At 53.4% G+C, this 22,573-nt stretch carries 29 protein-coding genes; 7 read left to right on the forward strand and 22 right to left on the reverse strand.

The genetic code is table 11. From position 1 onward, the window contains the following. Positions 1–15 precede the first annotated feature (15 nt). Genes rplB through rpsJ form a run of 5 tightly spaced genes read right to left on the reverse strand, consistent with a single transcriptional unit; the run spans position 16 to position 2,743 of the window. Positions 16–837 carry a 50S ribosomal protein L2 gene (gene rplB, locus OKF39_RS21500; protein ID WP_000301859.1) on the reverse strand — a complete coding sequence of 274 codons (822 nt, stop codon included), beginning with the start codon at positions 835–837 and terminating at the stop codon, positions 16–18. A 17-nt stretch (positions 838–854) separates the two neighbouring features. Beyond that, positions 855–1,157, reverse strand: a complete 303-nt coding sequence (gene rplW, locus OKF39_RS21505; protein WP_000617546.1) for a 50S ribosomal protein L23 — start codon at positions 1,155–1,157, stop codon at positions 855–857. Then, positions 1,154–1,759, reverse strand: a complete 606-nt coding sequence (rplD, locus tag OKF39_RS21510; protein ID WP_000424395.1) for a 50S ribosomal protein L4 — start codon at positions 1,757–1,759, stop codon at positions 1,154–1,156. Before rplD ends, rplW begins: the two co-directional genes overlap by 4 nt. A 10-nt stretch (positions 1,760–1,769) precedes the next feature. Next, complete coding sequence (rplC, locus tag OKF39_RS21515; RefSeq protein ID WP_003863274.1) at positions 1,770–2,399, reverse strand: 50S ribosomal protein L3; 630 nt, start codon at positions 2,397–2,399, stop codon at positions 1,770–1,772. 32 nt (positions 2,400–2,431) lie between these two features. Next, positions 2,432–2,743 carry a 30S ribosomal protein S10 gene (gene rpsJ, locus OKF39_RS21520; RefSeq protein ID WP_001181005.1) on the reverse strand — a complete coding sequence of 104 codons (312 nt, stop codon included), beginning with the start codon at positions 2,741–2,743 and terminating at the stop codon, positions 2,432–2,434. A gap of 381 nt (positions 2,744–3,124) precedes the next feature. Here rpsJ and OKF39_RS21525 point away from each other — a divergent pair, with 381 nt between their 5' ends. Next, positions 3,125–3,598 carry a prepilin peptidase gene (locus OKF39_RS21525; RefSeq protein WP_059357746.1) on the forward strand — a complete coding sequence of 158 codons (474 nt, stop codon included), beginning with the start codon at positions 3,125–3,127 and terminating at the stop codon, positions 3,596–3,598. Here OKF39_RS21525 and bfr read toward each other — a convergent pair. The 11 genes from bfr to fkpA form a co-directional block, all read right to left on the reverse strand. Next, on the reverse strand, positions 3,582–4,058 hold the full coding sequence (gene bfr, locus OKF39_RS21530; RefSeq protein ID WP_028014636.1) for a bacterioferritin: 477 nt from the start codon (positions 4,056–4,058) through the stop codon (positions 3,582–3,584). The genes OKF39_RS21525 and bfr overlap by 17 nt on opposite strands. 72 nt (positions 4,059–4,130) lie before the next feature. Then, positions 4,131–4,325 carry a bacterioferritin-associated ferredoxin gene (gene bfd / locus OKF39_RS21535; protein ID WP_003863268.1) on the reverse strand — a complete coding sequence of 65 codons (195 nt, stop codon included), beginning with the start codon at positions 4,323–4,325 and terminating at the stop codon, positions 4,131–4,133. A gap of 176 nt (positions 4,326–4,501) precedes the next feature. Then, positions 4,502–5,686 carry an elongation factor Tu gene (gene tuf / locus OKF39_RS21540; RefSeq protein WP_014068448.1) on the reverse strand — a complete coding sequence of 395 codons (1,185 nt, stop codon included), beginning with the start codon at positions 5,684–5,686 and terminating at the stop codon, positions 4,502–4,504. A 69-nt stretch (positions 5,687–5,755) separates the two neighbouring features. Further along, entirely contained in the window at positions 5,756–7,870 is a 2,115-nt protein-coding gene (gene fusA, locus OKF39_RS21545) for an elongation factor G (RefSeq protein ID WP_028014637.1), read from the reverse strand. Between the two features lie 96 nt (positions 7,871–7,966). Next, positions 7,967–8,437: a 30S ribosomal protein S7 gene (gene rpsG / locus OKF39_RS21550; RefSeq protein WP_003861706.1), complete on the reverse strand. Its 471-nt coding sequence runs from the start codon at positions 8,435–8,437 to the stop codon at positions 7,967–7,969. A 96-nt stretch (positions 8,438–8,533) separates the two neighbouring features. Next, positions 8,534–8,908 (reverse strand): 30S ribosomal protein S12, encoded by a 375-nt coding sequence (gene rpsL / locus OKF39_RS21555; protein WP_000246815.1) that lies wholly within the window; start codon positions 8,906–8,908, stop codon positions 8,534–8,536. 124 nt (positions 8,909–9,032) lie between these two features. Continuing rightward, the gene (gene tusB / locus OKF39_RS21560; RefSeq protein WP_041911943.1) at positions 9,033–9,320 is read right to left on the reverse strand and encodes a sulfurtransferase complex subunit TusB; all 288 of its coding nucleotides are present in this window, start codon (positions 9,318–9,320) and stop codon (positions 9,033–9,035) included. 7 nt (positions 9,321–9,327) lie between these two features. Continuing rightward, the gene (gene tusC, locus OKF39_RS21565; RefSeq protein ID WP_479983339.1) at positions 9,328–9,687 is read right to left on the reverse strand and encodes a sulfurtransferase complex subunit TusC; all 360 of its coding nucleotides are present in this window, start codon (positions 9,685–9,687) and stop codon (positions 9,328–9,330) included. Next, positions 9,687–10,073, reverse strand: coding sequence for a sulfurtransferase complex subunit TusD (gene tusD, locus OKF39_RS21570; protein ID WP_028014640.1), 387 nt, complete (start codon positions 10,071–10,073; stop codon positions 9,687–9,689). The genes tusC and tusD overlap by 1 nt, the downstream gene beginning before the upstream one ends. After that, positions 10,073–10,795 carry a helix-turn-helix transcriptional regulator gene (locus tag OKF39_RS21575; protein WP_014885489.1) on the reverse strand — a complete coding sequence of 241 codons (723 nt, stop codon included), beginning with the start codon at positions 10,793–10,795 and terminating at the stop codon, positions 10,073–10,075. The genes tusD and OKF39_RS21575 overlap by 1 nt, the downstream gene beginning before the upstream one ends. Positions 10,796–10,960: 165 nt before the next feature. Then, a complete protein-coding gene (gene fkpA, locus OKF39_RS21580) occupies positions 10,961–11,782 on the reverse strand; it encodes an FKBP-type peptidyl-prolyl cis-trans isomerase (protein ID WP_023331457.1) in 822 nt (273 codons plus the stop codon). Between the two features lie 238 nt (positions 11,783–12,020). On the opposite strand from fkpA, the gene OKF39_RS21585 reads away from it, so the two are divergent. Continuing rightward, a complete protein-coding gene (locus OKF39_RS21585; protein WP_028014642.1) occupies positions 12,021–12,239 on the forward strand; it encodes a protein SlyX in 219 nt (72 codons plus the stop codon). Positions 12,240–12,290: 51 nt separating this feature from the next. Here the strand turns inward: OKF39_RS21585 and slyD are convergent, their stop codons facing one another. From slyD to kefG, 4 genes are all read right to left on the reverse strand, one after another. After that, on the reverse strand, positions 12,291–12,881 hold the full coding sequence (gene slyD / locus OKF39_RS21590; RefSeq protein WP_003861691.1) for a peptidylprolyl isomerase: 591 nt from the start codon (positions 12,879–12,881) through the stop codon (positions 12,291–12,293). 94 nt (positions 12,882–12,975) lie between these two features. Next, a complete protein-coding gene (locus OKF39_RS21595; protein ID WP_003861689.1) occupies positions 12,976–13,176 on the reverse strand; it encodes a YheV family putative zinc ribbon protein in 201 nt (66 codons plus the stop codon). Between the two features lie 13 nt (positions 13,177–13,189). Further along, positions 13,190–14,995 carry a glutathione-regulated potassium-efflux system protein KefB gene (kefB, locus tag OKF39_RS21600; RefSeq protein WP_028014643.1) on the reverse strand — a complete coding sequence of 602 codons (1,806 nt, stop codon included), beginning with the start codon at positions 14,993–14,995 and terminating at the stop codon, positions 13,190–13,192. After that, positions 14,995–15,546: a glutathione-regulated potassium-efflux system ancillary protein KefG gene (gene kefG, locus OKF39_RS21605; RefSeq protein WP_006812200.1), complete on the reverse strand. Its 552-nt coding sequence runs from the start codon at positions 15,544–15,546 to the stop codon at positions 14,995–14,997. The genes kefB and kefG overlap by 1 nt, the downstream gene beginning before the upstream one ends. Before the next feature lie 132 nt (positions 15,547–15,678). On the opposite strand from kefG, the gene OKF39_RS21610 reads away from it, so the two are divergent. The 4 genes from OKF39_RS21610 to OKF39_RS21625 all read left to right on the forward strand — a co-directional run bounded on the left by OKF39_RS21610 (position 15,679) and on the right by OKF39_RS21625 (position 19,832). Continuing rightward, positions 15,679–17,583 carry an ABC transporter ATP-binding protein gene (locus OKF39_RS21610; protein ID WP_028014644.1) on the forward strand — a complete coding sequence of 635 codons (1,905 nt, stop codon included), beginning with the start codon at positions 15,679–15,681 and terminating at the stop codon, positions 17,581–17,583. Positions 17,584–17,694: 111 nt separating this feature from the next. After that, positions 17,695–18,717, forward strand: coding sequence for a hydrolase (locus OKF39_RS21615; protein WP_048998964.1), 1,023 nt, complete (start codon positions 17,695–17,697; stop codon positions 18,715–18,717). Continuing rightward, on the forward strand, positions 18,714–18,932 hold the full coding sequence (locus OKF39_RS21620; protein ID WP_013099053.1) for a YheU family protein: 219 nt from the start codon (positions 18,714–18,716) through the stop codon (positions 18,930–18,932). The genes OKF39_RS21615 and OKF39_RS21620 overlap by 4 nt, the downstream gene beginning before the upstream one ends. 30 nt (positions 18,933–18,962) lie before the next feature. Then, on the forward strand, positions 18,963–19,832 hold the full coding sequence (locus OKF39_RS21625; protein WP_028014646.1) for a phosphoribulokinase: 870 nt from the start codon (positions 18,963–18,965) through the stop codon (positions 19,830–19,832). A 45-nt stretch (positions 19,833–19,877) separates the two neighbouring features. Here the strand turns inward: OKF39_RS21625 and OKF39_RS21630 are convergent, their stop codons facing one another. Next, positions 19,878–21,053 (reverse strand): IS4 family transposase, encoded by a 1,176-nt coding sequence (locus OKF39_RS21630; protein WP_232929599.1) that lies wholly within the window; start codon positions 21,051–21,053, stop codon positions 19,878–19,880. Between the two features lie 133 nt (positions 21,054–21,186). Next, positions 21,187–21,591: an OsmC family protein gene (locus tag OKF39_RS21635; protein WP_008503018.1), complete on the reverse strand. Its 405-nt coding sequence runs from the start codon at positions 21,589–21,591 to the stop codon at positions 21,187–21,189. 311 nt (positions 21,592–21,902) lie between these two features. On the opposite strand from OKF39_RS21635, the gene crp reads away from it, so the two are divergent. Then, positions 21,903–22,535 carry a cAMP-activated global transcriptional regulator CRP gene (crp, locus tag OKF39_RS21640; RefSeq protein WP_000242758.1) on the forward strand — a complete coding sequence of 211 codons (633 nt, stop codon included), beginning with the start codon at positions 21,903–21,905 and terminating at the stop codon, positions 22,533–22,535. Positions 22,536–22,573: the final 38 nt, after the last annotated feature.

The raw sequence follows: 22,573 nt of genomic DNA on the forward strand, positions 1-22,573 counted from the left end.
GCTTATCCTCTAAAATTATTTGCTACGGCGACGTACGATAAATTTATCAGTACGCTTGTTGCTGCGGGTCTTCTTACCTTTGGTCTGAACGCCCCACGGAGTTACCGGGTGCTTACCAAAGTTACGACCTTCACCACCACCATGTGGGTGGTCGACTGGGTTCATCGCAGTACCGCGAACGGTAGGACGAACACCACGCCAGCGTGCAGCACCAGCTTTACCCAGAACGCGCAGCATATGCTCAGCATTGCCAACTTCGCCCAGAGTAGCGCGGCAGTCTGCTTCGACTTTACGCATTTCACCAGAACGCAGACGCAGGGTGACATAAGCACCGTCACGCGCAACGATCTGAACGTAAGTACCAGCGGAACGTGCCAGCTGACCGCCTTTACCTGGTTTCATTTCTACGTTATGAACGGTAGAACCAACCGGGATATTGCGCATCGGCAGGGTGTTGCCTGCTTTGATTGCAGCATCAACGCCAGACTGAATCTGGTCGCCAGCTTTCAGGCCTTTAGGGGCCAGGATGTAACGGCGTTCGCCGTCTTTGTACAGAACCAGCGCGATGTTCGCGGAACGGTTCGGATCGTACTCAAGACGTTCAACAACTGCTGGGATACCGTCTTTGTTGCGTTTGAAGTCAACAATACGATAAGCCTGCTTGTGGCCACCACCGATGTGACGAGTGGTGATACGGCCATTGTTGTTACGACCACCGGATTTGCTGTTTTTTTCCAGCAACGGAGCAAAAGGTTTGCCCTTGTGCAGCTCAGGGTTAACCACTTTAACTACGTGGCGACGACCCGGAGATGTCGGTTTACATTTAACAACTGCCATTGTATTACTCCTCCGACTTACTCAGCGCCGCCAACGAAGTCCAGGTTCTGGCCTTCTTTCAGGGTGACGTAAGCTTTTTTCCAGTCGCTACGACGACCGATACGCTGTCCGTGACGTTTAACTTTCCCTTTAACTACCAGGGTGTTAACGACTTCGACTTCGACTTCAAACAGTTTCTGCACAGCAGCTTTGATCTCTGCTTTGGTCGCGTCTTTAGCAACTTTGAGAACGATGGTGTTTGTTTTTTCCATCGCAGTAGACGCTTTTTCAGAAACGTGCGGTGCGCGAAGCACCTTCAGCAGACGTTCTTCACGAATCATGCCAGCATCTCCTCAACTTGCTTAACAGCATCAGCAGTCATTACGACTTTGTCGAAGGCGATCAGGCTAACCGGGTCGATACCAGTCGCATCGCGTACGTCAACCTTGTGCAGGTTACGTGCGGCCAGGAACAGGTTCTCGTCCAGCTCACCGGTGATGATCAGCACATCTTCCAGAGCCATGTCTTTCAGTTTCTGTGCCAGCAGCTTAGTTTTAGGCGCTTCAACAGAGAACTTCTCGACAACGATCAGACGATCCTGACGTACCAGTTCGGACAGGATGCTTTTCAGCGCGCCGCGGTACATCTTTTTGTTAACTTTTTGACTGTGGTCCTGTGGACGCGCAGCGAAGGTCACGCCACCTGAACGCCAGATCGGGCTCTTGATAGAACCTGAACGCGCACGGCCGGTACCTTTCTGGCGCCATGGCTTTTTGCCAGAACCAGTTACTTCAGCACGAGTCTTCTGAGCACGAGTACCCTGACGAGCACCAGCTGCATAAGCAACAACAACCTGGTGAACCAGCGCTTCGTTGAAATCACGACCGAAGGTAGTTTCGGAAACAGTCAGCGCGCTCTGCGCGTCTTTCAATACTAATTCCATTGCTATCCCCTTACGCCTTCACAGCTGGTTTAACGATCAGGTCGCTACCGGTTGCACCCGGGACCGCACCTTTAACCAGCAGCAGGTTGCGCTCAGCGTCAACACGTACTACGTCCAGGCTCTGAACGGTTACACGTTCGTTACCCAGCTGACCTGCCATTTTCTTGCCTTTGAACACTTTGCCCGGAGTCTGGTTCTGACCGATAGAACCCGGAACGCGGTGAGACAAGGAGTTACCGTGAGTAGCGTCCTGGGTACGGAAGTTCCAGCGCTTAACGGTACCAGCAAAACCTTTACCTTTAGAGGTACCGGTTACGTCAACTTTTTTAACGTCAGCAAACAGCTCAACGCTAATGTCCTGACCTACGGTGAACTCTTCGCCTTCAGCAAGACGGAATTCCCACAGACCACGGCCAGCTTCTACGCCAGCTTTAGCGAAGTGACCCGCTTCTGGTTTGGTTACACGGTTAGCTTTTTTAGCACCAGTGGTAACCTGAATAGCGCGGTAGCCATCGTTAGCCAGATCTTTAACCTGAGTAACGCGGTTTGCTTCAACTTCGATTACGGTTACTGGGATAGAAACGCCATCTTCAGTGAAGATGCGGGTCATACCCACTTTTTTACCGACTAAACCAATCATTGTTTCAACCTCTCAATCGCTCGATGACCTGATTAACCCAGGCTGATCTGCACGTCTACACCGGCAGCCAGATCCAGACGCATCAGAGCATCAACGGTTTTCTCAGTTGGCTCAACGATGTCAACCAGACGCTTGTGAGTGCGGATTTCGTACTGATCGCGCGCGTCTTTGTTGACGTGCGGGGAGATCAGAACGGTGAAGCGCTCTTTGCGGGTCGGCAGCGGGATCGGACCACGGACTTGCGCACCAGTGCGCTTAGCAGTCTCGACGATTTCCGCGGTTGATTGATCGATCAGACGATGATCAAACGCTTTAAGGCGGATACGGATTCTTTGGTTCTGCATGAGACCAGAGCTCCAATTATTTTATAAACGAAAATGATTACTCCTCAAACCCATTACGATTGATGGGAGAGTGTAACCGTTCTTACGTAGCCCCCCAATTGGGAGCATTGTTGAGTAACAAAATGAGCTACTCTGGTTCTGATTGAACCCGCCGTCAATTACGACAAGCCCGCGCATTATACGTAAATCAGAGAAAGACGCAAGTGCCGTTTAGAAATTAAGCGTCAAAGGCTCAGTATGCGTAGGACTGCGCAACTTTTTACGCCGTATATCCTTTCTGAATTTTTTTATTTGAAGCCGCTACGCAATTGCTGTTTTTGTGCGTTGCCGGACAGGCAGATTGTAACGAGTATGCGCTCAAAACCTTTTGAGGCCTTTTCCATGCTAACCACCCTCCCCTTCCTGATGATCTATTTTTCTCTGACGGCCTTACTCGTACGCGCTGATATTCGCGACGGTTTGCTGCCCGATAAATTTCTCTGCCCGTTGCTCTGGACGGGCCTGCTCTACCAGGTCTTTATCCATCCTGATTTTCTGCCGAGTGCCGTAATGGGAGCGGTGGCTGGATATCTTGGTTTTGCCACGATTTACTGGGGCTATCGGCTTATCTGCCGGCGGGAAGGAATGGGATATGGCGATGTGAAGTATCTGGCAGGACTTGGTGCGTGGCATGGCTGGTGCATACTGCCTAAACTGGCGTTACTCGCCGCGCTTGTGGCGCTGCTTTGCATTCTTGTTTTTTCATTTCTCACCTCAGATAAAGGAGCATTAAAAAACCCACTGCCTTTTGGACCATTTCTGGCAGCAGCGGGTTTATGCGTTGGATGGGAAAATCTGATTAATTTTCCACTTTGATCTGAGACTGTAGGTAGTTTTGAAGGCCAATTTTGCTAATGAGATCCAGCTCGGTTTCCAGCCAGTCAATGTGGCCTTCTTCATCGGCAAGGATCTGGATCATCATATCGCGGCTCACATAGTCATGGACGCTGTCAGCATAAGCAATGGCTTCGCGCAGATCTTTCGCACCTTCCAGCTCCAGCCGGAGGTCAGAACGCAGCATCTCTTCGACATCCTCACCGATGCCCAGCTTGCCGAGATCCTGCAGGTTTGGGATGCCTTCAAGGAATAAGATACGCTCGATGTATTTATCAGCGTGTTTCATCTCATCTATAGATTCATGGTACTCAACGTCATTCAGACGTGTCAGACCCCAGTTTTTAAACATTCTCGCGTGAAGAAAGTACTGGTTGATTGCGACAAGCTCATTTCCCAATAATTTATTGAGATAACTTATGATTTTAACATCACCTTTCATTATATAGTCCCTCCGCTTCCACTCATTGAAGCGTAGAACGGGCTACGGGGATGTCAAAAAAAAGATAGGGGCTTACGCGATCTCTTTGAATTCCGGGATCTGCATCAGTTCGTCCTGCATGATCTCACGCGCTGCGCGAACGCATTTACCGCATTGATTTCCCACCGGAACAAATTTGCGAAGCTGCTGGAAAGATTGTGGCTGAAACTGGCGAACGGCCTGACGAATTTTCTTGTCGCTTACACCATTACATAAACAAACGTACATAGAGACTCCCGTTCAAAATATGCGCAAAGTGTAAGTGAGAATGGTTATGATTACAATAGCACATACGCCAGGATACGGGCCGGGAGCGGTTAAAAAATGCGAAATTTTGTGACAAGGAAAGGTACAGAAAACAAAAAAGGACGCCGAAGCGTCCTTTTTTATTCAGGGATAATTAATTAGCCCAGAACTTTAGCAACAACGCCCGCGCCAACGGTACGGCCGCCTTCACGGATTGCGAAACGCAGACCGTCGTCCATCGCGATTGGGTGGATCAGAGTCACAACCATCTTGATGTTGTCGCCTGGCATTACCATCTCTACGCCTTCTGGCAGTTCGATGGTACCGGTCACGTCAGTTGTACGGAAGTAGAACTGTGGACGGTAGCCTTTGAAGAACGGAGTATGACGGCCGCCTTCGTCTTTGGACAGAATGTACACTTCAGATTCGAACTTGGTGTGTGGCTTGATTGAGCCTGGCTTCGCCAGAACCTGACCACGTTCGATTTCTTCACGTTTGATACCACGCAGCAGAACACCAACGTTCTCACCAGCACGGCCTTCGTCCAGCAGTTTGCGGAACATTTCAACGCCAGTACAGGTAGACTTCGCAGTCTCTTTGATACCAACGATTTCAACTTCTTCACCAACTTTGATGATACCGCGCTCTACACGACCGGTAACAACGGTACCACGACCGGAGATGGAGAATACGTCTTCGATTGGCAGCAGGAATGGCTTGTCAATCGCACGCTCTGGTTCTGGGATGTAAGAATCCAGGAAGCCAGCCAGTTCGATGATTTTCGCTTCCCACTCTGCTTCGCCTTCCAGCGCTTTCAGCGCGGAACCGCGAACGATTGGAGTGTCATCGCCCGGGAAATCGTACTGAGACAGCAGTTCACGAACTTCCATCTCTACCAGTTCCAGCAGCTCTTCGTCATCAACCATGTCGCATTTGTTCAGGAACACGATGATGAAAGGAACGCCTACCTGACGACCCAGCAGGATGTGCTCACGAGTCTGAGGCATTGGGCCGTCAGTCGCAGCAACAACCAGGATCGCGCCGTCCATCTGCGCAGCACCGGTGATCATGTTTTTAACATAGTCGGCGTGGCCTGGGCAGTCTACGTGTGCGTAGTGGCGAGTCGGGGTGTCGTACTCAACGTGAGAGGTGTTGATGGTGATACCACGAGCTTTTTCTTCTGGCGCGTTATCGATCTGGTCGAATGCACGAGCAGAACCACCGTAGGTTTTAGCCAGAACGGTAGTGATTGCAGCGGTCAGGGTAGTTTTACCATGGTCAACGTGGCCGATAGTACCAACGTTGACGTGCGGTTTTGTACGTTCAAATTTTTCTTTAGACACGGCTATATTCCTTACTATAGTGCTCTCCCCTCTGGAGAGAGCACGGGACTTAGGTTTTAATCCTGTGGATTACTTACCACGGGCTTCAATAACGGCCTGAGCAACGTTGTTAGGCGCATCATCATACTTCAGGAATTCCATGGTGTATGATGCACGACCTTTGGTCAGAGAACGCAGCTGAGTTGCATATCCGAACATTTCAGACAGCGGAACTTCAGCGTGGATCTTAACGCCAGTTACTTCGGATTCCTGACCACGCAGCATACCGCGACGACGGCTCAAGTCACCGATAACGTCACCGGTGTTCTCTTCAGGAGTTTCTACTTCAACCTTCATGATTGGCTCAAGCAGAACTGGTTTTGCTTTCTTAAAGCCTTCTTTAAAGGCAATAGACGCAGCCAGTTTAAACGCCAGTTCAGAGGAGTCAACGTCGTGGTAAGAACCGAAGTGCAGACGGATACCCATGTCAACAACCGGATAGCCAGCCAGAGGGCCCGCTTTCAGCTGTTCCTGGATGCCTTTATCAACGGCTGGGATGTATTCGCCAGGAATTACACCACCTTTGATGTCGTTGATGAACTCGTAACCTTTCGGGTTAGAGCCCGGCTCCAGTGGGTACATGTCGATCACAACGTGACCGTACTGACCGCGACCACCAGACTGCTTAGCGTGTTTACCTTCAACATCGGTAACTTTCGCGCGAATCGCTTCGCGGTAAGCAACCTGAGGTTTACCCACATTCGCTTCAACGTTGAATTCACGCTTCATACGGTCAACGATGATGTCCAGGTGCAGTTCACCCATACCAGCGATGATGGTCTGGTTAGATTCTTCATCAGTCCATACGCGGAATGATGGGTCTTCTTTCGCCAGACGGCCCAGAGCCAGACCCATTTTTTCCTGGTCAGCTTTGGTTTTTGGTTCAACCGCGATGGAGATTACCGGCTCAGGGAATTCCATACGCTCCAGAATGATCGGGTGATCCGGGTCACACAGGGTGTCACCAGTGGTCACGTCTTTCAGACCGATAGCTGCAGCGATGTCGCCCGCACGAACTTCTTTGATCTCTTCACGTTTGTTAGCGTGCATCTGTACGATACGGCCAAAACGTTCACGCGCCGCTTTCACGGAGTTCAGGATGGTGTCACCAGAGTTAACCACACCAGAGTAAACGCGGAAGAAGGTCAGGTTACCCACGAATGGGTCGGTAGCAATTTTGAACGCCAGTGCAGAGAACGGCTCGTCATCACTTGCGTGACGCTCAGCCGGAGTATCTTTACCGTCGTCCAGGATGCCGTTGATCGCAGGAACGTCAACCGGGGATGGCAGGTAGTCAACTACCGCATCCAGCATCGCCTGAACACCTTTGTTCTTGAACGCAGAACCACAGGTTACCAGGATGATTTCGTTGTTCAGAACGCGCTGACGCAGAGCTTTTTTGATCTCTTCTTCAGACAGTTCTTCACCACCCAGGTATTTCTCCATCAGCTCTTCAGAAGCTTCAGCAGCGGATTCGATCAGGTTCTGGTGCCATTCGTCAGCCAGGTCCTGCATCTCAGCCGGGATATCTTCGTATTCGAAGGTAACGCCCTGGTCTGCATCGTTCCAGTTGATGGCTTTCATTTTCACCAGGTCGATAACGCCGGTGAAGCCTTCTTCAGCACCAATTGCCAGCTGCAGCGGAACAGGGTTCGCGCCCAGACGGGTTTTGATCTGGCCAACAACTTTCAGGAAGTTAGCACCCATACGGTCCATTTTGTTAACGAACGCGATGCGTGGAACTTTATATTTGTTCGCCTGACGCCATACGGTTTCAGACTGTGGCTGAACACCACCAACTGCGCAATAAACCATTACCGCGCCGTCAAGAACACGCATGGAACGTTCTACTTCGATGGTGAAGTCAACGTGGCCCGGGGTGTCGATGATGTTTACGCGATGCGGTTCGTACTGCTTAGCCATACCTGACCAGAATGCAGTAGTCGCTGCGGAGGTGATGGTAATACCACGCTCCTGCTCCTGTTCCATCCAGTCCATGGTGGCTGCGCCGTCATGAACTTCACCGATTTTATGGTTTACACCGGTGTAGAACAGAATACGTTCGGTAGTAGTGGTCTTACCGGCGTCGATGTGCGCACTGATACCGATGTTACGGTAGCGTGCGATGGGTGTTGTACGAGCCATTTGATTCCTCGTTTGTTTCTTTAGGCGTTCAGTTAAGTTACCCAGAGCGGGCAGCTTCTCTGAAGCGCCCGCCTGGTGACTAATACTCCGAAGGGATTACCAACGGTAGTGTGCGAACGCCTTGTTGGCTTCTGCCATACGGTGAACGTCTTCACGTTTCTTAACTGCAGTACCTTTGTTTTCTGCAGCATCAGAAAGTTCGTTCGCCAGACGCAGAGCCATGGATTTATCACCGCGTTTACGAGCAGCTTCAACGATCCAACGCATTGCCAGGGCATTACGACGAACCGGACGAACTTCAACTGGAACCTGATAAGTAGAACCACCAACGCGGCGGGACTTAACTTCTACAGTTGGGCGAACGTTGTCGAGAGCGACTTCGAAAGCTTCCAGTTCATTTTTACCAGAACGCTGAGCCAGGGTCTCCAGCGCGCTGTATACGATTGCTTCTGCAGTAGATTTTTTACCATCTACCATCAGGATATTTACAAATTTTGCCAGCAGTTCTGATCCGAACTTCGGATCTGGAAGAATTTTACGCTGACCAATGACGCGACGACGTGGCATGGGAATACTCCGTTGTTAATTCAGGATTGTCCAAAACTCTACGAGTTTAGTTTGACATTAAGATAAATCAGTTTGGCCTTACTTAACGGAGAACCATTAAGCCTTAGGACGCTTCACGCCGTACTTGGAGCGAGCCTGCTTACGGTCTTTAACACCTGAGCAGTCCAGCGCACCACGAACGGTGTGGTAACGAACACCCGGAAGGTCTTTAACACGACCGCCACGGATCAGGATCACGGAGTGCTCCTGCAGGTTGTGACCTTCACCACCGATGTAGGAAGTCACTTCGAAACCGTTAGTCAAACGCACACGGCATACTTTACGCAGTGCGGAGTTTGGTTTTTTAGGAGTGGTGGTATATACACGAGTACATACGCCACGTTTCTGCGGGCAGGCTTCCAGCGCAGGCACGTTGCTTTTTGCAACTTTGCGTGCACGTGGTTTGCGTACCAGCTGGTTAACTGTTGCCATTAAATAGCTCCTGGTTTTAGCTTTTGCTTCGTAAACACGTAATAAAACGACCTCATACAATATGAGGACGCGAAATTTTAGGGCTACGTCGAAAAGGTGTCAAGAAATATACAGCGATCTCAAATCACCAGTTCATTTGACTGGCGTGCGTCACAGTAAGATTGACGAAATCAGTATAGCCAACCACGTCAATTTTGGCTGAAATTTGACCAGAAAGACCCCGCGCATCCAGATCGTCCTTCAGCGCAGAGACCGTTATGGGGGCGTTCGTGAGAATTTCAACGAAACGGCCGCCTTCAAGCGCAGCGAGCACGCCATCCTGAATCAGCAGCAGATCGTCACCTTCGCGCAGCATGCTCAACAGCGTGTCGATATCACATTGCCATGGTGAATGGCTGAGAATATGGAGCATGGAAGCCTCAGAAAGTCAGAATGGTGTCGTAGTGGGAGAGTTGTTCACGGAGTGCTGCGGCAGGTAAGGTCGTCACATCCAGCACAAAAGGCGTCTTATCGCTTAAACCGCGCGCCGTTAAAGAGTCGGCACAGACATAGCAGGTTTCGATATCGTAAAGCGGCAGCACTTTAAAGGTGGCGATGTAGTCGCGCGCCAGAATGGCCTGCGGCTGTTGGCCCGCCAGAAGCTGAAGCACGCCGTCCCCCAGAAAGAAGACACCGATATCTTCTGTTAACGCCGATGTCGCAAGCAGCGCATCCTGGCCTTCCCGGCCAGAGGTGCTGCCGTGCGGCGCAGAAGTAAAAACAAATGCCACACGCTTCATCAGAATTGCACCACTCTGTCGCAGGTTAACGCCGCCTGAGCCAATGCGCCCAGACCACTCAACGAAAAACCAGGCTGCAGGTTAGCGCCTGATAATCCCAGGCGCTCGGCTTCGGCTGCATCCGTCACGCCGCGACGCAGCGCCGCCGCCACGCAGATATGCAGTTCAACGCCCTGCTTTTCATTTAACGCCTGCCAGGCGCGGACCAGATCAAACTCGTCGCTCGCCGGCGACGTAAACTGGTTCGCGTTATACACCCCTTCCCGATAGAAGAAGACGCTCGCCAGTTCGTGTCCGGCCGCCAGCAGCGCATGCGCAAACTGCAGCGCGCTGCTGGCCTGTTGAGTCCCATACGCCGGGCCCGTCACCATTAATGCAAAACGCATTACTTATCTTGCCCCACGAAATCGCCGCTTTTGAACTGACGGATGTAGAGGTAAACCGTATGCTTGGAGATGTTCAGACGATCGGCCACCTGGTTGATGGCATCTTTAATGTCGAAAATCCCTTTCTCGTAGAGATTGAGTACGATCTGGCGATTCTTGGCGTTGTTCGATACGTTGCGGTCAGCATTGACCTCTTCAATGGTGAACTCAAGCGTCTGCGTGACGAGATCTTCAACGGAGGAGGCAAAGTTAACAGAAGAGCCAACGTCTGGCGTTTCTGGCGGAATAAAGGTGCTCATGATCTGCGAGAATGGCACATCAAGGTTCATGTTGATGCACAGCAGCCCAATCACACGATGCTCGCGATTTCGAATCGCGATGGTTTCTGATTTCATCAGCACGCCGCTTTTGGCGCGGGTGAAATAACATTTTGAGACGCTGCTGTCCGCGCCGGTCATGTCATGCAACATACGCAATGCAAGGTCGGTAATTGGCGAACCAATTTTACGGCCGGTATGCTCACCATTAGCAATGCGGATGGCGGAACACTTAAGATCTTGCAGGGAGTGCAATACGATTTCGCAGTGGGAACCAATGAGCATCGCTAACCCGTCCACTACCGCTTCATAGGATTTCAGAATATCGAAGTCGGTCTGGTCAAAAGGACGTTGATCCAGCAAATCAAGTTCACTGGTTTCGTTGGTTAAAAGCGACCTGGACATGAAAAAAACACTCCTTTTCAGGAGCCTGTCGTTAGGTTTTCAGGGCAGGCTCATTATCTACACGGACAACTAAATTAATACAGCGTGCCTAACGCTTTCCAGTGTTAATTATATCTGCCCCACAATAAAAAACCGCCGCCTTAAAAGGCGGCGGTTTGCATCACATTACTTCTTAGCGTCTGTCGCAGCTTTCTGATCTGCCTGCGCTTCCGGTTTCGCATCCGCTTTCGGCGCTGGTTTGATGTCCAGCAGCTCTACGTCGAAGACCAGCGTGGAGTTAGCCGGGATACCCGGGACGCCAGTTTTGCCATAGGCCAGATCCGGTGGGATAACCAGCTTGATTTTGCCGCCTTTTTTGATGTTTTTCAGGCCTTCAGTCCAGCCTGGGATCACACCGTCAAGACGGAAGGAAAGAGGTTCACCACGGGTGTAAGAGTTGTCGAACTCTTTACCGTCGATCAGCGTACCTTTGTAGTTCACCACAACGGTGTCGCTGTCTTTAGGCGCATCACCAGTACCTTCTTTCTCAACTTTGTACACCAGACCAGTAGAAGAGGTTTTCACACCCTTCTCTTTAGCAAAGGTGTCGCGGTAGGCTTTGCCTTTCGCTTCGTTGTCTTTAGCGTCCGCTTCCATCTTGGTCTGAGCGGCACCCTTAACGCGCGCTTCGAACGCCTGCAGAGTCTGTTCGATTTCCTGGTCAGACAGTTTGCTCTTATCAGCAAAAGCGTCCTGAACACCCGCGATCAGCTGGGCTTTGTCCAGTTTGATGCCCAGTTTCTCTTGTTCTTTCAGAGAGTTTTCCATGTAGCGGCCCAGAGATGCGCCCAGTGCGTAGGCGGATTTCTGGTCGTCATTTTTGAACGCCGCTTTGCTGTCTGCAGTGGCAGCAGGCTTCGCAGCAGTATCAGCAGCGAATGACAGCGGCGCGTTCAGTGCAACAGCCATCGTCGTCGCCAGCAGCGTTACTTTAAACAGTGATTTCATCCATATCTCCAGGGCCTGGGGACTCTCACCCCAGCGTTAAACGTAAATGAGTGACGTACTATAAAACGTTGCGGAAGAAATCTACAGACAGACACTTCCAATTCTCGCCACTTTTCAGACTATTTTTGTTTAAATAAGTTTCTTGCCAACGGGATAGAGACTGCACTTAAGGATAAACTCAGTTAAACTGCGCCGCCGCTGGGCCAATATGGCGTATCAGATATAAACGAGGTGAATGATGAAGGACACAATGATAGAAGCGAGAATGGCTGAGCTGGAAAGCCGCCTGGCTTTTCAGGACATCACCATCGAAGAGCTTAACCAGACCGTGACCGCGCACGAACTCGAAATGGCGAAACTGCGGGATCATATGCGCCTGCTTACGGAAAAGCTGAAGGCGACGCAGCCGTCAAATATTGCCTCTCAGTCGGAAGAGACGCCACCACCTCATTATTGAGGCGTAAAAAAAGCGGGATTATCCCGCTTTTTTATTTTCCGCATGACGGAATTAGTGGCAACCGCAGCCGCCGTTGCCGCAACCACCTTTACCGTGGCCGTGGTCATGACCATGGTCGTGGCCGTGACCACCGCAGCAGCCGTCGTGGCCGTGATCGTGATCATGGTCGTGACCATGCGCACCGTGAACGTGGCCATGAGCCAGCTCTTCTTCGGTCGCTTCACGGATCGCAACAACTTCTACGTTGAACTTCAGGTTCTGGCCAGCCAGCATGTGGTTGCCGTCAACCACAACGTGGTCGTCTTCAACTTCAGTGATTTCAACAGGAACCGGCCCCTGGTCAGTTTCAGCCAGGAAGCGCATGCCAACCTGCAGCTCGTCAACGCCCATGAACACGTCTTTAGGAACGCGCTGAACCAGGTTGTCGTCATACTGACCGTAAGCGTCGTTCGCGCCTACAGCAACGTCGAATTTATCGCCAACTTCATGACCTTCCAGCGCAGTTTCCAGGCCGGAAATCAGGGAACCGTGACCATGCAGGTAGTCCAGCGGCGCACTCACCGGAGACTCATCAACCAACACACCGTCTTCTGTACGTACCTGATAGGCCAGGCTGACCACCAGGTCTTTTGCTACTTTCATGATATCTCCTGAGCGTGGGAAAATTGCTGGCGCAGATTGTAGCGGAAATCTGCACCCGTGTACCCTTAAGCTTAAAAAAACTCAGAGCATATCGCTAGTCTGGATGAAAAATGCCGATCACTTGCTCTTCTTTGCGAACGTGATCGCGTGCTTCTTTGTCGGCCTCACGCATCTGGTGACCGCACTTAACGCACTCAACTATATCAATATTATTTTCGCGCCACATGGCCAGCGTATCTTGAGCCTGGCAAGACGGGCACTTTGCACCCGCGATAAAGCGTTTACGTACAGCCATCTTTCGTTACCCTTTATTCAAATTCATCCCAGCCGTCGAGCTGGCGTCGTTCCTGCTGCATCTCTCGCTGAAAGATCTCCTCCAGCTCGCGCCGCGCTTCCCGCACGCGGGAGATCTGCGCCGTATCGCTATGCACAGGCATTAATTCGCGCAGCATGCGCATATCCAGCCGGCGGAAGTGCATCTGGGCGCGCTGCGCCTGGTGAGGATGCATCCCCAGGGAGATTAACGCCTTGCGCCCCAGTTCCAGCGCACTGGAGAACGTCTCACGGGAGAAGTGTTTCACACCTGCCTGCAACAATTCGTGAGCTTCAACACGCCCCCGGGCACGCGCCAGAATATTCAGGTGCGGGAAGTGCTGCTGACATAGCTCCACCAGCTTCATTGTATCTTCCGGATCGTTGCAGGTGATGACGATAGACTCCGCGGCTTCCGCCCCGGCCGAGCGCAGAAGCTCAAGCTGAGTGGCATCGCCGTAATAGACCTTGTAGCCATATTTGCGCATCAGGTTGACCGCGCTGATATCGCGCTCCAGCACCGTAATGCGCATTTTGTTCGCCATCAACAGGCGTCCAATCACCTGCCCGAAGCGGCCGAAGCCCACGACGATCACCTGCGGCTTATCGTCTTCTACCCACGGCGCTTCATCTTCATCGTCTGCCGGATTCAGGCGGCGCGACAGGAGTTTATCCACCATCTTCATCAGCAGAGGCGTGGTCATCATCGACAGCGTTACCGTCACCAGCAGCAGCGCCATCTGGTCATCTTTAAACAGCTTCTGGGAGGAGGCGGTGGAGAACAGCACAAACGCAAACTCGCCACCCTGGCTCAACACGCTGGCAAACTGCATGCGTTCCGAACTGCGCAACCCGTAGATACGCGCCATGACGTACAGCACCAGCATTTTCACCGCCACCAGGATCGCAACACTCACCGCAACCCAGAGCAGATGGGTATAAAGCACGCCAAGATTGAGCGCCATTCCCACCGAAATAAAGAACAGGCCTAACAGCAGCCCTTTGAAGGGATCGATGGCAATTTCCAGTTCGTGCCGATATTCACTCTCCGCCAGCAGCACGCCGGCAATAAAGGTGCCCAGCGCCATCGACAGCCCCAGCGCGTCCATAAACAGCGCCGAGCCGAGCACCAGCAGCAGCGTCGCGGCGGTAAACACCTCGCGCACGCCCGAGGCGGCAATAAAGCGGAACACCGGACGTAACAGGAAACGTCCGCCAATCAGCATGCCCGCGAAGGCCAGCACCTTCATGGAAATTTTTGCCCAGTCGAAGTGATCGTCGCCCGAGCCCGCCAGCAGCGGCACCAGTGCCAGCGCCGGGATCACCGCTAAATCCTGGAACAACAGCACCGAAAAGCCCAGCTGTCCGGCTTCATTGCGGTTCATCCCCTTGTCGCGCATCAGCTGCAGCGCCATCGCCGTCGACGACATTGCGAGACCAATCCCGCCAATCACCGCCGCCTGCCAGGAAAAGTTGGTCAGCATTAACAGGCCAGCCAGAATCGCGGCGCTAAACAGCACCTGCGCGGCGCCCACGCCAAAGATAGAGCGTCGAAGCTGCCACAGCTTCGAGGGGTTCAGTTCGAGACCGATGATGAACATCAGAAACACCACGCCGAGCTCCGAGAAGTGGAGAATTTCATCCACGTCGCTGATGAAACCCAGTCCCCATGGGCCAATGGCGATCCCCGCGAGCAAATACCCCAGCACCGCCCCGATGCCGATACGGGCGGCAAGCGGCACCGCGACGACGGCGGCAAATAAAAACAACACCCCGGCGAGGAGTAAATTCGATCCTTCCATTAACGACCTCCTGCCGGAATCGGTGATGCCAGCCATTCGCCGTAGGCTCTGGCGTGGCTTGCGAGCGCTTTCGGATCCTGACGCCGCGCCCAGTAAACAATAATCGGGCTCATCCAGTGCATGCGGCACATGGCCGCCGTCAGCTCGAACGGCCTCAGGATGTCGCTCATGGGATAGCGGTTCAGCCCGTCGTGACGGTAAGCGCTTTCGGGTTCACCGGTGGTGATCACACTGCGCCAGTACTTTCCCGCCAGCTGGTTGCCCCCCACCCCGCTGGAGAAGCCCCGGCTCAGCACGCGGTCCAGCCACTCTTTCAGCAGCGCCGGACAGCTGTAGGTATAAAGCGGATGCTGGAACACAATCACGTCGTGCTGACGCAGTAGTTCCTGCTCGTAAGGAATATCGATAAAGAAATCAGGATAGTGCGCGTAGAGATCGTGCACCGTGACGTTACTGAGCTGTGTGGCCGGCTTAAGCAGCACCCGGTTCGCCACCGAGTCCTGAGATTCCGGATGGGCATACAGCAGCAGCACTTTCGCTGTCTGAGACATCACTCCCCTCCCGGTTCTGTTTTTGTGTATTGTTGTCGTTTTGGGCTACCATGGCGGCCCGGTGGGGAAAATGGCCCACACCTTACATTATCATAATGACAAATTAACATAGTCGGAACATACGGCGCTTCTATGATTGTTTTCTCCTCGTTACAAATTCGTCGCGGCGTGCGCGTCCTGCTGGATAACGCCACTGCTACCATCAACCCGGGCCAGAAAGTGGGTCTGGTCGGCAAAAACGGCTGCGGTAAATCCACCCTGCTGGCGCTGCTGAAAAACGAGATTAGCGCGGATGGCGGTAACTTTACCTTCCCGGGGAACTGGCAGCTCGCGTGGGTAAACCAGGAGACGCCAGCCCTGAGCGAACCGGCGCTCGACTATGTTATCGACGGCGATCGCGAATACCGTAAGCTCGAAGCGGAACTCAACGCGGCCAACGAGCGCAACGACGGTCACGCCATCGCTACCGTTCACGGCAAGCTGGACGCCATCGACGCGTGGACCATTCGCTCCCGCGCCTCCAGCCTGCTGCACGGCCTGGGCTTCAGCAATGAACAGCTTGAACGCCCGGTCAGCGACTTCTCCGGCGGCTGGCGCATGCGCCTCAACCTGGCGCAGGCGCTGATCTGCCGCTCAGACCTGCTCCTGCTCGATGAACCGACCAACCACCTCGATCTCGATGCGGTTATTTGGCTCGAGAAGTGGCTCAAGAGCTATCAGGGCACTCTGATTCTCATCTCCCACGACCGCGACTTCCTCGACCCGGTGGTGGATAAAATCATTCATATCGAACAGCAAACCATGTTCGAGTACACCGGCAACTACAGCTCTTTCGAGCGCCAGCGCGCGACGCGCCTTGCCCAGCAGCAGTCGATGTATGAAAGCCAACAGCAGCGCGTGGCGCACCTGCAGAGCTTCGTGGATCGCTTCAAAGCTAAAGCGTCAAAAGCCAAGCAGGCCCAGAGCCGCATCAAGATGCTGGAACGCATGGAGATGATTGCCCCGGCGCACGTGGACAACCCGTTCCACTTCAGCTTCCGCGCGCCGGAAAGCCTGCCGAACCCGCTTCTGAAGATGGAAAAGGTCAGCGCGGGTTATGGGGATCGCATCATCCTCGACTCTATCAAGCTTAACCTGGTGCCGGGTTCGCGCATTGGCCTGCTGGGGCGCAACGGCGCCGGTAAATCAACATTAATTAAGCTGCTCGCGGGCGAGCTTAACCCAACCAGCGGTGAAATCGGCCTGGCGAAGGGCATTAAGCTTGGCTATTTCGCCCAGCATCAGCTGGAATTTTTACGCGCGGATGAATCCCCGATTCAGCATCTGGCGCGTCTTGCGCCGCAGGAAATGGAGCAGAAGCTGCGCGACTACCTCGGCGGCTTCGGCTTCCAGGGCGATAAGGTGACCGAAAACACCGAGCGTTTCTCGGGCGGCGAAAAAGCCCGTCTGGTGCTGGCGCTGATCGTCTGGCAGAGACCCAACCTGCTGCTGCTCGATGAACCGACCAACCACCTGGATCTCGACATGCGTCAGGCGCTGACCGAAGCGCTGATTGAGTTCGAAGGCGCACTGGTTGTCGTGTCGCACGATCGCCACCTGATCCGCTCCACCACCGACGATCTCTACCTGGTACACGGCGGCAAAGTCGAACCGTTCGACGGCGATCTTGAAGACTACCAGCAGTGGCTGACGGACGTACAAAAGCAGGAAAACCAGCCGGAAGAGTCAGCGAAAGACAACGTCAACAGCGCACAGTCGCGTAAAGACCAGAAGCGCCGCGAAGCGGAACTGCGCACCCAGACCCAGCCGCTGCGTAAAGAGATTGCCCGTCTTGAAAAAGAGATGGAAAAGCTCAACGCCACGCTTGCCGCCGTCGAAGAGAAGCTGGGCGACAGCGACCTGTACGATCAGAGCCGTAAAGCGGAGCTAACGGATTGTCTGCAAACGCAGGCGAAAGCTAAATCCAGCCTCGAAGAGTGCGAAATGGCATGGCTGGATGCCCAGGAACAGCTGGAAGCGATGCTGCAGGCAGACTGAATTTTTACCCCGTTGTGCGAACGGAATCTATCTCTGGTTCGGAAATCCAGGCTAAACGGGGTACAATTCGGAAGGTATAGTGAATTTCTGACAAGAATCAGCATCGTCCTTATGACCCAAATCATTCCATCAGACTTCGACATTACAGCCGAAGACAGCACCGAGTTCGTGCCCATGCGCGGCGTGACCAACTGCCATTTGCAGACCATGCTGCCGCGGCTGATCCGCCGCAAGGTCCAGTTCACTCCGCACTGGCAACGGCTCGATCTGCCGGACGGTGATTTTCTGGATCTCGCCTGGAGCGAAGCGCCGGAACAGGCTCTTCATAAGCCGCGTCTGGTGGTTTTTCACGGTTTAGAAGGCAGCCTGCACAGTCCGTATGCGCATGGGTTAATTGAGGCCGCCAAAGCGCGCGGCTGGCTCGGCGTGGTGATGCATTTTCGCGGCTGTAGCGGCGAGCCGAATCGTCAGAAACGCATTTATCACTCGGGTGAAACCGAAGATGGCACGTGGTTTCTGCACTGGCTGCGGGAAAATTATGGCGCCGCGCCAACGGCCGCCGTGGGCTACTCGCTGGGCGGTAATATGCTCGCCTGTCTGCTGGCCAAAGAGGGCGAAAGCGTACCGCTGAATGCGGCAGTGATTGTCTCCGCACCGTTTATGCTGGAGCAGTGCAGCTACCACATGGAAAAAGGCTTTTCTCGCGTCTATCAGCGCTATCTGCTCAACCTGCTGAAAGCCAACGCGGCGCGAAAGCTGAAGGCCTATCCGGATACCCTGCCGGTAAGCCTGCGCCAGCTGAAAAAGGTTCGCTGCATCCGCGAATTCGACGATCTGATCACCGCCAAAATTCACGGCTTCGCCGATGCTATCGACTATTACCGACAGTGCAGCGCCATGCCGCTGCTCAGCAAAATCACGCAGCCGACGCTGATCATTCACGCCAAAGATGACCCGTTCATGGATCATCACTCTATTCCCGCGCAGGAATTCCTGCCTGACAACGTTCACTACCAGCTGACCGAACATGGTGGCCACGTGGGGTTCATCGGCGGCACGCTGCGCAGGCCGAAAATGTGGCTGGAAGCGCGCATTCCTGACTGGCTGACTCCTTATCTGGATGGTGCAAAATGATCATTCCCTGGCAGGATCTGGCTCCCGAAACGCTCGATAATCTGATTGAAAGCTTTGTATTACGCGAAGGCACCGATTATGGTGAACATGAGCGTTCGCTTGAGCAAAAGGTCAACGATGTAAAACGCCAGCTGAAAAGCGGCGACGTGGTGCTGGTGTGGTCAGAACTGCATGAGACGGTCAATATCATGCCCCGCAACGCGTTTCACGGCTGATCTTCCAACCTTTTCCGTCAGGGAGTTGCTATGTCTGCCAGACATCCCATTATTGCCGTTACGGGGTCGAGTGGTGCGGGAACCACCACCACCAGCCTCGCTTTTCGCAAGATTTTCGCCCAGCTGAATCTCCGTTCGGCGGAGGTCGAAGGCGACAGCTTTCACCGCTATACGCGGCCTGAGATGGACATGGCGATCCGCAAGGCACGCGATCTGGGTAAACACATCAGCTACTTTGGCCCGGAAGCCAATGATTTCGGCCTGCTGGAGCAAACCTTCCGCGAATACGGTCAGAGCGGTACCGGGCAGTCCCGTAAGTATCTGCACACCTACGACGAAGCCGTACCCTGGAATCAGGTGCCGGGCACCTTTACCCCCTGGCAACCGCTGCCGGAACCCACCGACGTGCTGTTTTATGAAGGATTGCACGGCGGCGTTGTCACACCTCAGCACGACGTGGCGCGCCATGTGGATCTGCTGGTCGGGGTGGTACCGATCGTTAACCTGGAGTGGATCCAGAAGCTGACGCGCGACATGAGCGAGCGCGGCCATTCGCGCGAGGCGGTAATGGACTCGGTGGTGCGCTCCATGGAAGATTACATCAACTATCTCACGCCGCAGTTCTCCCGCACGCACATTAACTTCCAGCGCGTGCCGACGGTGGACACTTCCAATCCGTTCGCGGCGAAGAGCATCCCTTCGTTGGATGAGAGCTTTGTGGTAATCCACTTCCGCAATCTTGAAGGCATTGATTACCCCTGGCTGCTGGCGATGCTGCAGGGCTCGTTTATTTCCCACATGAATACGTTAGTGGTTCCCGGTGGAAAAATGGGGCTGGCAATGGAGCTGATCATGACGCCGCTGGTGGAGCGACTGATGGAAGGGAAACAGATCGCGTGAACATGTTCCCTCTCCCCGTGGGCTGAGGGATCCCCAGTAATATGGTCATGCCTCCATGACCATATTACTGTACTCTTTTCCCAGCTTTTTCATCTCGTTACCTATATTCAGCCGCCTCACTTTTCCAGGTTCATGCCGGAGCACTTCTTCTGCCAGACTCAGGTAAGACAGCACCCGCCTGTGCCTGATACTGCTTGCCTGATAATGCCAGTGTAAACACTGCCTTTCTGCCCTGTAACCTGCCAGCCACATCACCAGACTTGCCATCGCCGCGACCATATTCAGCACTTCCAGTCGCCCTTTTCCCTGGCTCCGGCTCAGCCTCAGACCGAACCCGAAGCGTGGGCTTTTGTCGTCCCGGAAGTTTTGTTCTATCTGCATTCGTCGGCTGTACAGGGCCATTATCTGGTGCGGTTCCAGCCCTTCTGCATTACTGAACAGCAGCCAGGGCTCCCGCGCACTGCTGCGGTGTTCCCGCTGTGTTTTTGGCATGCCTCCCTTTCCGCGACGCCCTGCCTCCGGGCGTTTGTGCAGATAAAACCGGCCGTAACAGGGGATACGGTGTTTACGGGACAGGACACCGTAACCCACGCAGACCGGTTGCCCGGTAGCCTCAAGCTCGCTGATTTTCATCCACTTTTTATCTCCGTCCAGCCGGAAGCTGATACAGCCCCTGACTCTGCCAGTGAAGCTCCAGCCCAGCTGACTTACATGCCGGAACCAGTCTGTCCGAAAGCCGGCATCCGTAAGGATGGTAATGGCTTTATCTTTCGGGATGGCAGCATGCAGGCGGTCAAGGAAGCGGCACTGGACATCACTGTTCTGCGCCAGCTCTGCGGGGACAACCTCACTCATAAGCGGAAGTGAACGACCATTACAGACCAGGCTTGCCCGCAGAAGATGCCAGTTCCTGTCATGCCAGCCGGTCCAGTCGACAGCGATAACGCAGAAGGGCATCAGGGAGGTGATGGTATGTGTGAGCAGGTGCTGAATGCGGGGAATATCACGGTGAAGGGCGGCATTACCCAGGGCACGGTCAACACGTTTAATTTTATTTTTGACGTGCGCCCTGCCGGGAAGGGTTCGCCCCAGGCTGGTCAGGGTCAGGGATGCGCCGTGGGTGAGCGCGACGGCCATGGAAACAAGGACATTAACCCGGAAGCTGTGAATGTCAGATAAAGACGCGGAGAAAAATTTCTGGCAGACTGTCTGTAAAGGCACGATGAGGTCTCTTCTGATTTGTTAGCGCAACCAGTAGATCACACTTCATCGTGCTTTTCATTTTTCTGGGGAACCCTCAGCCCCGTGGGAGAGGGTTAGGGTGAGGGCATCAACACGCACGATGCCCCAATAATTAAGCCTCGATCACTTCATACGAATGGGTGATTTTTACCGCTTTCTCCAGCATTAACGCCACAGAGCAGTATTTCTCCGCAGAGAGATCCACCGCGCGTGAGACCGCCGCGTCTTTCAGTTCTTTCCCGGTGACAACAAAGTGCAGATTAATGTGGGTGAACAGGCGTGGCGCCTCTTCGCGACGTTCTGAGGTGAGTTTAACCTCGCAATCCGTCACGTCATGACGGCCTTTTTGCAGAATCGACACCACGTCAATCGCGCTGCATCCGCCTGCCGCCATCAGCACCATTTCCATTGGGCTTGGGGCTTTATCGCCGGAGTTACCATCCATCAAAATCTGGTGTCCTGATGCGGACTCGCCCAGGAACGTTAAACCTTCAACCCACTTCACGCGCGCTTGCATATTCATTAACTCCAACGTTGCATTTTTGGTGACAGATTACGCGTGCGTTACATTTCTCGCAATGGAAGGCGACCTGCATCATGCTGAAGCGAGACACCAGGAGACACGCGGCAAAAGCTATGCTAAAACACTCAGGATGCTACAGTAATACATTGACGTTACACATGTATGCAGAGGACATCAAACTTTACTGGCTGCGAAACGTTACGACAGCCGACTTCCCAGGGTATGGGTAAGAATTCGATTGCAACCCCAGAGTCCGGATGCATCTGATGACTCTGGTGACAGCTTATAACAGAGGATAACAGCGCATGGTGCTTGGCAAACCGCAAACAGACCCGACTCTCGAATGGTTCTTGTCTCATTGCCACATTCATAAGTACCCATCGAAGAGCACGCTGATTCACCAGGGTGAAAAAGCGGAAACCTTGTATTACATCGTCAAAGGCTCGGTGGCAGTGCTGATCAAAGATGAGGAAGGCAAAGAGATGATCCTTTCCTATCTGAACCAGGGCGATTTTATCGGTGAACTGGGCCTGTTTGAAGAAGGCCAGGAACGTAGCGCCTGGGTTCGTGCAAAGACAGCATGTGAAGTGGCTGAAATTTCTTATAAGAAATTCCGTCAGCTGATTCAGGTTAACCCTGACATCCTGATGCGTCTTTCTTCCCAGATGGCGCGCCGTCTGCAGGTGACGTCAGAGAAAGTGGGTAACCTCGCCTTCCTGGACGTGACTGGCCGTATCGCGCAGACTCTGCTGAACCTGGCGAAACAGCCAGACGCGATGACCCACCCGGACGGCATGCAAATTAAAATTACCCGTCAGGAAATCGGTCAGATCGTCGGTTGCTCCCGCGAAACGGTGGGCCGTATTCTGAAAATGCTGGAAGATCAAAACCTGATCTCCGCCCACGGTAAAACCATCGTGGTTTACGGAACCCGTTAATCCTGCCTAAACGGCGTGCCATCGCGAGGTGTCACGCC

The organism is Enterobacter cloacae complex sp. HYC042_NIDB (assembly GCF_056673315.1).